This is a genomic window from Pseudomonas tehranensis (genome assembly GCF_014268615.1).
GTDB lineage: Bacteria > Pseudomonadota > Gammaproteobacteria > Pseudomonadales > Pseudomonadaceae > Aquipseudomonas > Aquipseudomonas tehranensis.
On record NZ_JABWQV010000145.1, the window covers coordinates 1 to 12180 of the forward strand.

At 60.2% G+C, this 12180-nt stretch carries 10 protein-coding genes; 5 read left to right on the top strand and 5 right to left on the bottom strand.

Going from position 1 to position 12180, the window contains the following annotated elements; translation table 11 throughout:
* Positions 1-88 precede the first annotated feature (88 nt).
* The gene (xylB, locus tag HU811_RS18555) at positions 89-1576 is read left to right on the top strand and encodes a xylulokinase (RefSeq protein ID WP_186657384.1); all 1488 of its coding nucleotides are present in this window, start codon (positions 89-91) and stop codon (positions 1574-1576) included.
* Between the two features lie 12 nt (positions 1577-1588).
* Positions 1589-2527, top strand: coding sequence for a carbohydrate kinase family protein (locus HU811_RS18560; protein ID WP_186657387.1), 939 nt, complete (start codon positions 1589-1591; stop codon positions 2525-2527).
* Between the two features lie 79 nt (positions 2528-2606).
* Here the strand turns inward: HU811_RS18560 and HU811_RS18565 are convergent, their stop codons facing one another.
* From HU811_RS18565 to HU811_RS18580, 4 genes are all read right to left on the bottom strand, one after another.
* Positions 2607-2885, bottom strand: a complete 279-nt coding sequence (locus HU811_RS18565) for a DUF1652 domain-containing protein (protein ID WP_092398102.1) — start codon at positions 2883-2885, stop codon at positions 2607-2609.
* Between the two features lie 379 nt (positions 2886-3264).
* Complete coding sequence (gene ilvA, locus HU811_RS18570; protein WP_092398098.1) at positions 3265-4272, bottom strand: threonine ammonia-lyase, biosynthetic; 1008 nt, start codon at positions 4270-4272, stop codon at positions 3265-3267.
* Positions 4273-4470: 198 nt separating this feature from the next.
* A complete protein-coding gene (locus HU811_RS18575; RefSeq protein WP_186657390.1) occupies positions 4471-5619 on the bottom strand; it encodes a PQQ-dependent sugar dehydrogenase in 1149 nt (382 codons plus the stop codon).
* Between the two features lie 47 nt (positions 5620-5666).
* The gene (locus HU811_RS18580) at positions 5667-6008 is read right to left on the bottom strand and encodes a hypothetical protein (RefSeq protein WP_092398093.1); all 342 of its coding nucleotides are present in this window, start codon (positions 6006-6008) and stop codon (positions 5667-5669) included.
* Positions 6009-6206: 198 nt separating this feature from the next.
* On the opposite strand from HU811_RS18580, the gene ku reads away from it, so the two are divergent.
* Both ku and ligD read left to right on the top strand, forming a co-directional pair.
* Positions 6207-7097: a non-homologous end joining protein Ku gene (ku, locus tag HU811_RS18585; protein WP_186657395.1), complete on the top strand. Its 891-nt coding sequence runs from the start codon at positions 6207-6209 to the stop codon at positions 7095-7097.
* A 33-nt stretch (positions 7098-7130) separates the two neighbouring features.
* A complete protein-coding gene (gene ligD, locus HU811_RS18590; RefSeq protein WP_186657396.1) occupies positions 7131-9119 on the top strand; it encodes a DNA ligase D in 1989 nt (662 codons plus the stop codon).
* A gap of 23 nt (positions 9120-9142) precedes the next feature.
* Here the strand turns inward: ligD and lpxO are convergent, their stop codons facing one another.
* Positions 9143-10042: a lipid A hydroxylase LpxO gene (gene lpxO / locus HU811_RS18595; RefSeq protein WP_092453899.1), complete on the bottom strand. Its 900-nt coding sequence runs from the start codon at positions 10040-10042 to the stop codon at positions 9143-9145.
* Positions 10043-10445: 403 nt separating this feature from the next.
* On the opposite strand from lpxO, the gene HU811_RS18600 reads away from it, so the two are divergent.
* Positions 10446-12035, top strand: a complete 1590-nt coding sequence (locus HU811_RS18600; protein WP_092398087.1) for an ABC-F family ATPase — start codon at positions 10446-10448, stop codon at positions 12033-12035.
* Positions 12036-12180 lie beyond the last annotated feature (145 nt).

Sequence of the window (12180 nt, forward strand, 5' to 3'; positions counted from 1 at the left end):
AGCGGGAGCAAGCTCCCTCGCCACGGGTTTTGTGTTTACCGGCCGATGACCTCTTGTTGATATCGATCTGACCAACCCAAGGATTCTTATGGCAAACCAACAATTGTTCCTGGGCATCGATTGCGGCACCCAAGGCACCAAGGCGTTGATCCTGGACGCCACCAGCGGTCATGTCCTGGGACACGGTTCTGCTGCCCACACCATGATCAGCGGCGCTGACGGGCGGCGCGAGCAAGATACCGCGCAATGGCTGGACGCTTTCACCCAGGCCACCCATCAAGCCCTGGCATCCGCCGGCGTCGATGGCCAGGCCATCCTCGGCCTCAGTGTCTCCGGCCAGCAACATGGTCTGGTACTGCTCGATGAACAAGGGCAGGTCCTGCGCCCGGCCAAGTTATGGTGTGACACCGAAAGCACTCCACAAAACGATCGTCTCTTGGCCCACCTGGGGGGCGAAAGCGGCTCTCTGGAACGCCTGGGCGTGGTCATCGCACCCGGCTACACGGTTTCCAAACTATTGTGGACCCGCGAGCATTACCCGCAGTTGTTCAACCGCATCGCCAGCATCCTGCTGCCTCACGATTTTCTCAATCACTGGCTCACCGGCCGCCATTGCAGCGAATACGGCGACGCCTCGGGTACTGGCTATTTCAACGTACGTACCCGTCAATGGGACGTACAGCTGCTGCAACACATCGATCCCAGCGGCCGGCTGCAATCGGCATTGCCGCAGCTCATCGAGGCCCATCAGCCGGTCGGGCGGATCCTGCCGGCCGTTGCCGCCCATCTGGGCATCAACCCCGACGCGGTGGTGGCCAGCGGGGGTGGCGACAACATGATGGGCGCTATCGGCACCGGCAACATCCAGCCCGGCGTGATCACCATGAGCCTGGGCTCCTCCGGCACGGTCTACGCCTATGCCGCAGAACCTGCGGTCAGTGCGCAGCCGTCGGTGGCCACCTTCTGCTCATCCAGCGGCGGCTGGCTGCCGCTGATCTGCACCATGAACCTGACCAACGCCACCGGGGTCATGCGCGAGCTGCTGGAGCTGGACATCGAAGCGTTCAATGCCTGGGTGGCGGCAGCCCCGATTGGCGCCGAAGGCGTGTGCATGCTCCCGTTTCTCAACGGCGAGCGGGTGCCCGCCCTGCCCCATGCCACCGGCAGCCTTTTCGGTCTGACCACCACCAACTTGACCCGGGCCAATCTGTGCCGGGCAGTGGTCGAAGGCACCACCTTCGGTTTGCGCTATGGCCTGGACCTGCTGCGCGCCAACGGGCTCGAGGCCCAGAGCATCCGCTTGATCGGCGGGGGCTCGAAAAGCCCGATTTGGCGGCAGATCGTCGCCGATATCATGGACACCACGGTCATCTGCACTGAACAGAGTGAAGCGGCCGCTCTGGGTGCAGCGATTCAGGCGGCGTGGTGCCATTCAGGCTCGCCAGACAGCCTGGCCGACTTGTGCGAACGCTGCGTCAAGCTCGATCCAGCCAGCGAAACCCGACCCATTGCCGAGCATGTCGCGGCATCGCAAAAAGCTTACGAATGTTATCAACAATACGTCGCAACCCTTTGAGAGTTAAGAACTATGTATTTGGTGTGTGGTGAAGCGCTGTTTGATTTTTTCAGCGAAAAGGAATCTGGCGGCCCGGCCTCACAGGTCAATTTCAAAGCGCTTGCCGGCGGCTCGCCATTCAACGTGGCGGTAGGGCTGCGGCGCCTGGGAGTGGAGTCGGCGGTGTTTGGTGGGCTGTCCACGGACTACCTGGGCCGACGCTTGCACCAGGTCCTGCTTGCCGAAGGTGTCAGCACCGAGTACGTACTGGACTTCGACGCGCCTACAACCCTGGCGATGGTGGCGGTTGGCGCCGACGGTTCGCCCCACTATAGCTTTCGCGGTGAAGGGTGCGCGGACCGGCAACTGGGCCTGGACCATCTACCGGTGCTCGGTCCCCACGTACGCGGGTTGCATGTCGGCTCCTTCTCTCTGGTGGTGCAGCCGATCGCCGACACACTCCTGGCCTTGGTACGGCGCGAGAGCGGCAAACGCCTGATCAGCCTGGATCCGAACGTGCGACTCAACCCGCAACCAGACATCGAACTGTGGCGTTCGCGAATCGCAACGCTGGTCGAATATGCCGATTTGATCAAAGTCAGCGATGAAGACCTGAGTCTTCTTTACCCCGACCAACCGCCACAGACCATCATCGAGCGCTGGCTGGAACACCGTTGCCAATTGGTGTTCCTTACCCGTGGCAGTCAAGGCGCGACGGTCTTCAGCCGCCAGCACGGCTCCTGGTCAATGCCGGCATGCTCGGTGCAGATCGCCGATACCGTGGGCGCTGGGGACACCTTCCAGGCTGCTTTGATTACCTGGCTGACCGAGCAACATCTGGATTCGGTGGAAGGCCTGCATGCCCTGAATCGGGAGCAGGTAAGCGAGATGCTCGCTTTTGCCATGCGCGCGGCTGCGCTGACGTGCGGTCGGACCGGGCCGGACCTGCCTTATCGACAACAATTGGACTGAACCGATTGAGTAAAAGCACGGCACCGGGTTCGGACAATGACCGAACCCGGACGTGATTCTCAGGAAGACAAGGCCGTGATCAGCGCCCGGTCATGCGGTGTTGCTGGTGAAAGTGATTACCGGCGTGGTGATTGTGGTCGAGTTCAGAGCGCAACTCGGCAATCAGGTCGTTGATTGCCCGGCAGCCATTCAGTTTGTTGGCATCAATGTCGGTCTTGATCAAAGCCACACGATCGGTTTCATGATCGTCATAGATCTTGATTGTCATCGACAAGTCAGGTGACAAGGTGCACTGCGAGCGCTTGGGCAGCAAGCTGCTTTCAATGATGTTTCGCATTTCGAGGGCAGATAAAAACATGGCGACTCTCTCCTGTTGAGGCGGCCAATTTATGTTCACGACGGCGGTATTTCGCCCGTTCTTCCATGCGGACTGGGACTACGAATGCCGTGCCGTTCGTTCGTTCTTGGCGTTTCTAATCAATGAGCCCATTAAGCGGCTCCTTAACCATCCCGCAAAAAATATGCCTGCTTTAAAGAAAATCCCGATTGATCCAAATCAACTACTTAGCTTTCAAGACGGTTGAAGCGTGCGTGCAAATTGCAAGGAAGCGGGCTTTTCCTCATGCAAACTGCAATCGCCTGTGATCCCGTCGCAAGCTAGATTAGACCCTATTGCGCCGGGGCGAGCGGGCACCCGTCGGCTGCTTCGAAAAAAGTGTGACGTGGCGTAAAAAACGTCAAATGGCTTCGGCACCAGCCCGCTCTGCCACATGGCGCAGGCTATCGAAGTTGATATTCGCGCCTGAATCGATTGCCACCAGTGTTTCACCCCGTGCGCCGGTGTGAGCAACGTATTGCTTGATGCCAGCCACCGCCAAGGCGCCCGAGGGCTCGGTTATCGACCGAGTATCGTCATAGATGTCTCGGATCGCCGCGCACAATTGGTCGTCGGTGACGGTGATCACTTCATCAACGCAGAAACGGCAGATATCGAAGCCGTAGGCACCTATTTGCGCGACAGCCACGCCATCGGCAAAGGTTCCCACGCTTGCCAAACTTACCCGTTCACCGACTGCCAGCGCCGCCTGGAGACAGGCGGAATGTTGAGACTCCACCCCGACGATGCGAACTTCAGGGCGCAGGTACTTGACGTAGGCCGCGATCCCGGCAATCAGCCCCCCGCCACCGACCGGGACAAAAATCGCGTCCAGCCTGCCTGGATGCTGACGCAAGATTTCCATGGCGACGGTGCCCTGCCCGGCGATCACGTCAGGATCATCGAAGGGCGAAACGAACTCTCGTCCGGTCTGTCGGGCCAGCTCCAGTGCGTATGCCAGGGCAAAAGGAAAGCTCTCCCCGTGCAGCACGGCTTCGGCGCCCCGATTGCGCACGCCCAGCACCTTGAGCTGCGGTGTGGTTAGCGGCATGACGATGCTGGCCGATATGCCCAGCTCCCGTGCGGCCAGCGCCACGCCCTGGGCATGATTGCCCGCCGAAGCGGTGATGACCCCGCGAGCCCGTTGCTCGGCGGTCAGTTGCACCAGTTTGTTGTAGGCGCCACGGATCTTGAAAGAAAAAGTCGGCTGCAGGTCTTCACGCTTGAGCAGGATCCGGTTGCCCAAGGTTTCGGACAGCCCGGTGGCCGCTTGCAACGGCGTACGCACGGCCAGTTCGTACACCGGCGCGGCCAGGATCTTCTTGACGTAATGTTCTAGCAGGGCTTGCTCGGAGCGGGTGGTAGGCATAGCGGTCTCCTGGTTTGGACAAAACTCCGGAGACAGAAAGTAAAAACCCGCCTCGGAGGCGGGTTGGGTGCAGTCGTCAGCTAGCCCGCCAAATAAGGAATGGCGGTAATAATGCTTGGCTGGCTACGCAATACGGTGCGGGTCATGACTGAAAATTAGCCTGCCGGTGACTGGCAAGTCAATGGGCACTGTTGCGAATCACTTGAGTCCGACTTTATATAGCGCCCCATCGTCATCATCTGTCAGCACGTACAGGAAACCATCCGGCCCCTGGCGAACGTCGCGGATGCGCTCGCCAAGCTCACCCAGCAGGCGTTCTTCGTGCACGACCTTGTCACCCTCCAGTTCCAGGCGGATCAGATTCCGGGACACCAACGCACCGATGAACACGTTGCGTTGCCAGGCCTTGAAGCGATCACCCTCATAGAACGCCATGCCGCTCAACCCGGGTGACACTTCCCATACGTGAAAAGGGCCAAGCGTGCCTTCGGCGGTCTTGCCGCCGGCTTCCGGGATCGGCGCCCCGGAATAGTTGATGCCGTGAGTCGCCAGCGGCCAGCCGTAATTCTTGCTGCGTTCGATGATATTCAGCTCATCGCCGCCCCTGGGGCCGTGCTCGTTCTCCCACAGCGTACCGTTCCAGGGATTGAGGGCCGCCCCTTGGGGATTGCGAACGCCGTAGGACCAGATCTCGGGGCGTACGTTTGCCTGACCGACAAAAGGGTTATCGTCCGGCACCTTGCCGTCGGGGTAGATGCGCACGATTTTGCCCTGCAGCTTGTCCAGATCCTGGGCCGTGGGACGCTCGTTGTTTTCCCCCAGGGTGATGAACAGATAACCGTCTCGATCGAAAACAAGGCGCGAGCCAAAATGGTTCCCCGTGGAAAGCTTGGGCTGCTGGCGGAAAATCACATCGAAGTTTTTCAGACTCTGCAGGTCTTCGGACAATTGCCCACGGCCCACGGCGGTGCCTGCCTTGCCGTCATCGCCGGCCTCGGCGTACGACAGGTAAACCGTTCGGTCCTGCTTGAAGTCCGGCGACAGCACGACATCCAGCAAACCGCCCTGGCCCCTGGCCCATACCTCAGGTACGCCGTTCAACGGTGCAGAGAGCTGGCCGTCAGGGCTGACCCGGCGCAGGTTGCCCGCTCGTTCTGTCACCAACATGCCCTGTTGGTCAGGCAGGAAAACCACGGACCAGGGGTGTTCGAGCCCCTTGACCACGGTGGTCACCTCCACCGTGCCCTCCTCGCTCTTGAGTTGCCGGGTTTGCGCGGCAGACGCCGGCGTGGCGAGAGTCAGTACAGCGCTGGCGCAAAACGCGGCCAGGAGTGTTTTACGCAACATGCACACTTCCTTCTGTGGTGTGAATAGAGACTGCCAAGGTTCAGGACTCAGCGAATGTCGTTTGAGGTGCCCCTCGGCGGTGGAGTGGACTTGATGGTAGGCCGTGGCGAGCCGGCAGGCTGACCGGAACGAGGATACCCGTTGCCGATACCGCCATTTTCCAGCGTGGGTGGCCGGGGAACGGGAACCGTCGGGTTGTTACGGATCATCGGCACGTTGGGCCGGGTGCCCTGCATGCTGTTGGGGTTGGCCCGGCGGATCGGGCTGTTATAGGGATTGTTGTTACCGGGCAGGTTCTGGGCCAGGACCATGGCCCCACAGTCGGGCGTTGCCGAGTGGGCGGCGGTGGTCAGCAACAGCGTCATGAGAGCGAGCAGCAGCCTGTTCATCGGAGCACCTCTTGGATTCAGGCATATCGAAAGCACGCTACGCCGCCGGTTCGCTGTTGTTAAGGGAAATGTCCGTCCGAAGATGTAACCAAGCGTCTCGAAGGCAATGCGGGGCGGGTCAACCGGCGCTCCATGGAAACTTTTGCGAAGGCCGTAAGGTCACCTGAATGACTCATTCACCGGCAAGGAAACCCCTCCATGGCACGGGCAATCTGGAAAGGCGCAATCAGCTTCGGACTGGTCCACATTCCTGTGGCGCTGGTGTCAGCCACGTCCTCCCAGGGGGTGGATTTCGACTGGCTGGACAAGCGCAGCATGGACCCGGTGGGCTATAAGCGCGTGAACAAGGTCACCGGCAAGGAAGTGACCAAGGAAAATATCGTCAAGGGTGTGCAATACCAGAAGGGCCAATACGTCCTGCTGAGCGAAGAGGAAATTCGCTCCGCCCACCCCAAGTCCACCCAGACCATCGATATTTTTTCTTTCGTCGACAGCGAAAAAATCCCCCTGCAAAACATCGACACGCCCTACTTCCTGGCGCCAGACAAACGCGGCGGCAAGGTCTACGCCCTGCTGCGCGAAACCCTGATCAAGACCAACAAGGTGGCCCTGGCCCATGTCGTGCTGCATACCCGCCAGCATCTGGCAGCGCTGATGCCGCTGGAGTCTGCTCTGGTACTGGTGATGCTGCGCTGGCCCGCCGAAGTGCGCGAACTCGACATCCTGGAACTGGGCGATGAAGTCATCAAGCCCACCCTGGCCAAGGGGGAGCTGGAAATGGCCAAGCGGCTGGTGCAGGACATGAGCGCCGATTGGGAACCGCAAGAGTACCGGGACAGCTTCGAAGACAAGATCATGGAACTGGTGGAGAAAAAGGCCAAGGAAGGCCGGCTTGAGGCGGTGGAAACCGACCCGGGCGAAGAGCAACGCAAAAGCGCCGATGTCATCGACCTTACCGAACTGCTCAAGCGCAGCCTGGCCGGCAAGGGCAAGGCGCCCGACAAGCCTGCCGGGAAAACCGCTGCAAAGCCGGCAAAGACCAGCAAATCCGCTCCCGCGAAAAAAGCCACCAAGGCCTCCCGGGGCTAACCCCCGGGCGCCCGCAATACAAGGGAATCCGTCATGGCCAAGGCCGAGAGTGAATACGCCCGTTTATCCGGTGCCGAGCCGGAACAGAAACACAGCCGCAAGCGCACCCGACAGAACCAGACCGGTGGCGCACACGGCTTTCCCGAGCGCTTGCTGCCGCAGCGCGCCACACCCGTGGAAGAGCCCCCCGCCGGGGAATGGCGTTATGAAGTGCAGTACGATGGCTATCGCCTGATGGCCCGCATCGAAGCAGGCGAAGTGCGTTTGTTCAGCCGCAATCAACAGGACTGGACCGATCGCCTGCAGTTGCACGCCGATGCGTTGTCCGAGCTGAATCTGGGTGACAGCTGGCTCGACGGCGGCCTGGTTTCGCTTGATGACAACGGCCACTCTGACTTTGCGGCCCTGCGACAGTCGTTCGAGATTGGCCGCACAGTAGACTTGGTGTACGTCCTGTTTGATGCGCCTTTTTTAAATGGCGTCGATCTGCGCCAGGCGCCGGTTGAAAAACGCCGGACAGCCCTCAAGAAGGCGCTGAAGAACAATGCCAACAAGCGCCTGCGCTTCTCTGAGTCGTTTTCCGCCAACCAGCACGACATTTTTGAAAGTGCCAACGCCCTCGCACTCGATGGCGTGGTCGGCAAACGCCTGGGCAGCCCCTATGTGTCGCGCCGCAGCGCCGACTGGATCAAACTCAAGTGCCGTCTGCGCCAGCCGTTCGTGATCGTCGGCTTCACCCGCCCCAAAGGCCGGCGCAGTGGTTTCGGCGCACTGTTGCTGGCGGTCAACGGGCCCAAGGGATTGATGTATGCCGGCCGCGTCGGCACAGGGTTCGCACAATCCCAGCTCGAACAACTGCATGAGCAACTCTGTAGCCTGGAGCAGGACGATTCGCCACTGGCCGCACCGGTCAGCAGCGCGCAAAGCCGCAGCGTGCATTGGGTAGCGCCAACCGAGGTCTGTGAAGTCGAGTTCGCCGAATGGACCCGCGACGGCCTGGTGCGGCAGGCGGTGTTCCTGGATCTGCTGCAGAACACGCCGGCCGACAAGGTTGTGCGCGAGCAACCCGTTCCGATAAAAACCATGCCTGCCAAAACCGCGCTTCGTGGCAAAGCCCGTACCGTACAGGTCGCAGGGGTGGAGATTTCCCACCCCGAGCGCGTCATCGACAGTGTCAGCGGCGTTCAGAAAGTCGAACTGGCGCAGTACTACGAGGACATCGCTCCCTGGATTCTGCCGCACCTGAAGCAGCGCCCTGTTGCCCTGCTGAGGGCACCAGAGGGAATCGGCGAAGAGCAGTTCTTTCAGAAACACGCCGATCGCCTGGACATTCCCCACATCAAACAGCTGGATCCGCGACTGGATCCCGGCCATGCCGCACTGATGGAAATCGACAGTGTCCAGTCGCTGGTCAGCGCCGCCCAAATGGGCACGGTGGAGTTGCACACATGGGCCGCCACGCATGAGCGGATCGAGACGCCGGACCTGTTCGTGCTTGATCTGGACCCCGACCCGTCGCTGCCCTGGAGTGCGATGATCGAGGCGACTCGCCTGACCCTCTCGGTGCTCGACGAGCTGGGTTTGCAGGCCTTCCTCAAGACCAGCGGAGGCAAAGGCATGCATGTCATCGTGCCGCTGGCGCGCAATGAAGGCTGGGACATTACCAAGGCTTTCGCCAAGGCCATCTCCCTGTTCATGACCCGGCAGATGCCGCAGCGGATCACCGCGACCATGGGGCCGAAGAACCGTGTCGGGAAGATATTTGTCGACTACCTGCGTAACGCCCGGGGCGCCAGCACCGTCAGCGCCTATTCCGTGCGCGCTCGGCCAGGTCTGCCGGTATCCGTGCCGATTGCCCGGGCCGAACTCGATGGCCTGCGTAACGCCCAGCAGTGGGATATATATACAGCGCTTGAGCGGGCCAGAAACCTGGGCGCCGATCCTTGGGAGGGTTACAACCATCGCCAGCGAATCACGGCCAGGATGTGGGAGCAACTGGATGCGCAAAAACCTGGGGAATGACGCGGGTACGCAGAGTCACCCGCTCAGATCCAGATGAAGACCGCCAGCAGACCGCCGAAGAACGCCCACTTCTGCAAATAATACAGCTTGCGGTTGCGCTTCTTCAGCGCCTTGCCTTGCAGGCGAATCCTGTAAAGCCTGGAAAACGCCCGGTTCAGGCCGCCGGTTTTGTCACCGGCGTCATTGGGTGCTCCGGCGGCAGCCATCACGGTCCGGCTGAACCAGCGGTTGAATGCAGCGGCCCAGCGAAATCTCATGGGGCGTTCCACGTCGCAAAAGAGAATGATGCGATTGTGGGGCGTGGTGTTCTGGGCGTAATGAATGAACGTCTCGTCGAATATCACCGCCTCGCCATCACGCCAATGGTAATGCTCACCGTCGACATTGATGTAGCAGCCGGCATCGTTGGGCGTTTCCAGGCCCAGGTGATACCGGTAGGACCCGGCATACGGGTCGCGATGACGAACCAGCTTGGAGCCCGGCGGCAGTTCGGCGAACATCGCCGCCTTGATTGAACCGATGCTCTGCACCAGTTCAGTGGTGCGCGGGCACAGCTTCATGGCCGAGGGATGGCTGTCGGCGTACCACTTCAGGTAGAAACGCTTCCAACCGGTCTTGAAGAACGAATTGAAGCCCACATCGTCGTACTGGTTGGAACGCTTGATCTCCCCCGCTCGCAGCAAATTCTGGCCTTCGGCGCGGATCTCCTGCCAGTGGGTCTGCAACGGGCTCAGGTCAGGAAACTGCGCCGGGTTCAGGAAAGGCTTGTTGGGCAGTTTCGAGCACAGGTAAAGCAGGCAGTTGATCGGCGCGAGGAAGGACGAGTGGTCGCTCAACTGGCGCCCGAGCTTGTGCCGAACACGCCCGCGCAGATGCACATAACCGATAGAGAGAAGATAGATCGCGGCAATGATGAGTTTCACAGTATCCGCACACATCAAAAGTGGACAGGCTGCCACTTCCCATACAGCCGAACAGTGTGGGGAATGGCGTAAGTGAGACGGCAATTTAGCCACAACTCGTAACCAAAGGTTATCCCCGCGTTGTGAAAAACTGCCTTGCCTGGGTTTCACCCTATCGTTAACGCGGCCAGATCAGTACAATTGCCGCCAAACATTACGCGCCCCCTTTTTGGCCGATACCGGATTCCGGCTTCGGCGTACGTCTATTTGGGTCAGGCGCTCCGTATGCTGCTGTCCTCTTATGCCGGATGGACCCTTGCGCTTGCGACCGCGATGCTTTTGCGCGGTCGGGACCTGCGCAAACAGGTACTGAACAGGTACTGCCGCACCCTTAGCTACTCTGAATGTTCCGCAGGATAAACCTTTGATCTCTACAGCTAACATCACGATGCAGTTCGGCGCCAAGCCGCTGTTCGAAAACGTCTCTGTCAAGTTCGGCGCGGGTAACCGCTACGGTCTGATCGGCGCCAACGGTTGCGGCAAGTCGACCTTCATGAAGATCCTCGGCGGCGACCTCGAGCCGTCCGGCGGCCAAGTCATGCTCGAGCCGAACGTGCGTCTGGGTAAACTGCGCCAGGACCAGTTCGCCTACGAAGAATTCACCGTGATCGACACCGTGATCATGGGCCACGAAGAACTGTGGAAGGTCAAGGCCGAGCGCGACCGCATCTATTCGCTGCCGGAAATGACCGAAGAAGACGGCATGGCCGTGGCCGAGCTGGAAACCGAATTCGCCGAGATGGACGGCTACACCGCCGAGTCCCGTGCCGGTGAACTGCTGCTGGGCCTGGGGATTGGCATCGAGCAGCATTTCGGCCCGATGAGCGAAGTGTCGCCCGGCTGGAAACTGCGGGTACTGCTGGCCCAGGCGTTGTTCTCCGACCCGGAAGTGCTGCTGCTGGACGAGCCGACCAACCACCTGGATATCAACACCATCCGCTGGCTGGAAAACGTGCTGACCCAGCGCTCGAGCCTGATGATCATCATCTCCCACGACCGTCACTTCCTGAACAGTGTCTGCACCCACATGGCGGACCTGGACTACGGCGAGCTGCGTCTGTTCCCCGGCAACTACGATGAGTACATGACCGTGGCGACCCAGTCCCGCGAGCAACTGCTGTCGGACAACGCCAAGAAGAAAGCGCAGATTTCCGAACTGCAATCGTTCGTCAGCCGCTTCTCGGCCAACGCCTCGAAAGCCAAGCAAGCCACCTCCCGCGCCAAGCAGATCGACAAGATCCAATTGGCCGAGGTCAAGCCATCGAGCCGTGTCAGTCCGTTCATTCGCTTCGAACAGACCAAGAAGCTGCACCGTCAGGCGGTCATTGTCGAAGGCATGGCCAAAGGGTTTGATGGCAAGCCGCTGTTCAAGGACTTCAGCTTCACCGTCGAAGCCGGCGAGCGCGTGGCGATCATTGGCCCGAACGGCATCGGCAAGACCACGTTGCTGCGCACCCTGGTCAATGAACTGGAGCCGGACGCCGGTACTGTGAAATGGACCGACGCCGCGGAACTGGGTTACTACGCCCAGGACCACGCCCACGACTTTGAAGACGACGTCAACCTGTTCGACTGGATGGGCCAGTGGACCCAGGGCGGCGAACAACTGGTTCGTGGCACCTTGGGCCGCATGTTGTTTTCCAACGACGAGATCCTCAAGTCGGTCAAGGTCATTTCCGGTGGTGAACAGGGTCGTATGCTGTTCGGCAAGCTGATCCTGCAGAAGCCAAACGTGCTGGTTATGGACGAACCGACCAACCACTTGGACATGGAATCCATCGAGGCGCTGAACCTGGCGCTGGAAAACTACCCGGGCACGTTGATCTTCGTCAGCCACGACCGTGAGTTCGTATCGTCCCTGGCCACCCGCATCATCGAGTTGAGCGCCGACGGCGTGATCGACTTCAGCGGCACCTATGACGATTACCTGCGCAGCCAAGGGGTGTTGTTCTAAGAACAGCCCTGAGCCGCAAGCGTCAAGCTGCAAGTGAAAAGCCCTGTCCGTTGTGACAGGGTTTTTTGTTTTCAAGGTAGAACAGCCTGTGGGAGCAAGCCTGCACCAGCCCCTGGTGGGAGCGGGCTTGCTTGCGAAAGCGGTG

What these genes read in the sequence shown, in the direction of transcription:
- xylB (WP_186657384.1), top strand. Translation starts at nt 89, where the DNA reads ATGGCAAACCAACAATTGTTCCTGGGCATCGATTGCGGCACCCAAGGC.
- HU811_RS18560 (WP_186657387.1), top strand. Translation starts at nt 1,589, where the DNA reads ATGTATTTGGTGTGTGGTGAAGCGCTGTTTGATTTTTTCAGCGAAAAG.
- HU811_RS18565 (WP_092398102.1), bottom strand. Translation starts at nt 2,885, where the DNA reads ATGTTTTTATCTGCCCTCGAAATGCGAAACATCATTGAAAGCAGCTTG.
- ilvA (WP_092398098.1), bottom strand. Translation starts at nt 4,272, where the DNA reads ATGCCTACCACCCGCTCCGAGCAAGCCCTGCTAGAACATTACGTCAAG.
- HU811_RS18575 (WP_186657390.1), bottom strand. Translation starts at nt 5,619, where the DNA reads ATGTTGCGTAAAACACTCCTGGCCGCGTTTTGCGCCAGCGCTGTACTG.
- HU811_RS18580 (WP_092398093.1), bottom strand. Translation starts at nt 6,008, where the DNA reads ATGAACAGGCTGCTGCTCGCTCTCATGACGCTGTTGCTGACCACCGCC.
- ku (WP_186657395.1), top strand. Translation starts at nt 6,207, where the DNA reads ATGGCACGGGCAATCTGGAAAGGCGCAATCAGCTTCGGACTGGTCCAC.
- ligD (WP_186657396.1), top strand. Translation starts at nt 7,131, where the DNA reads ATGGCCAAGGCCGAGAGTGAATACGCCCGTTTATCCGGTGCCGAGCCG.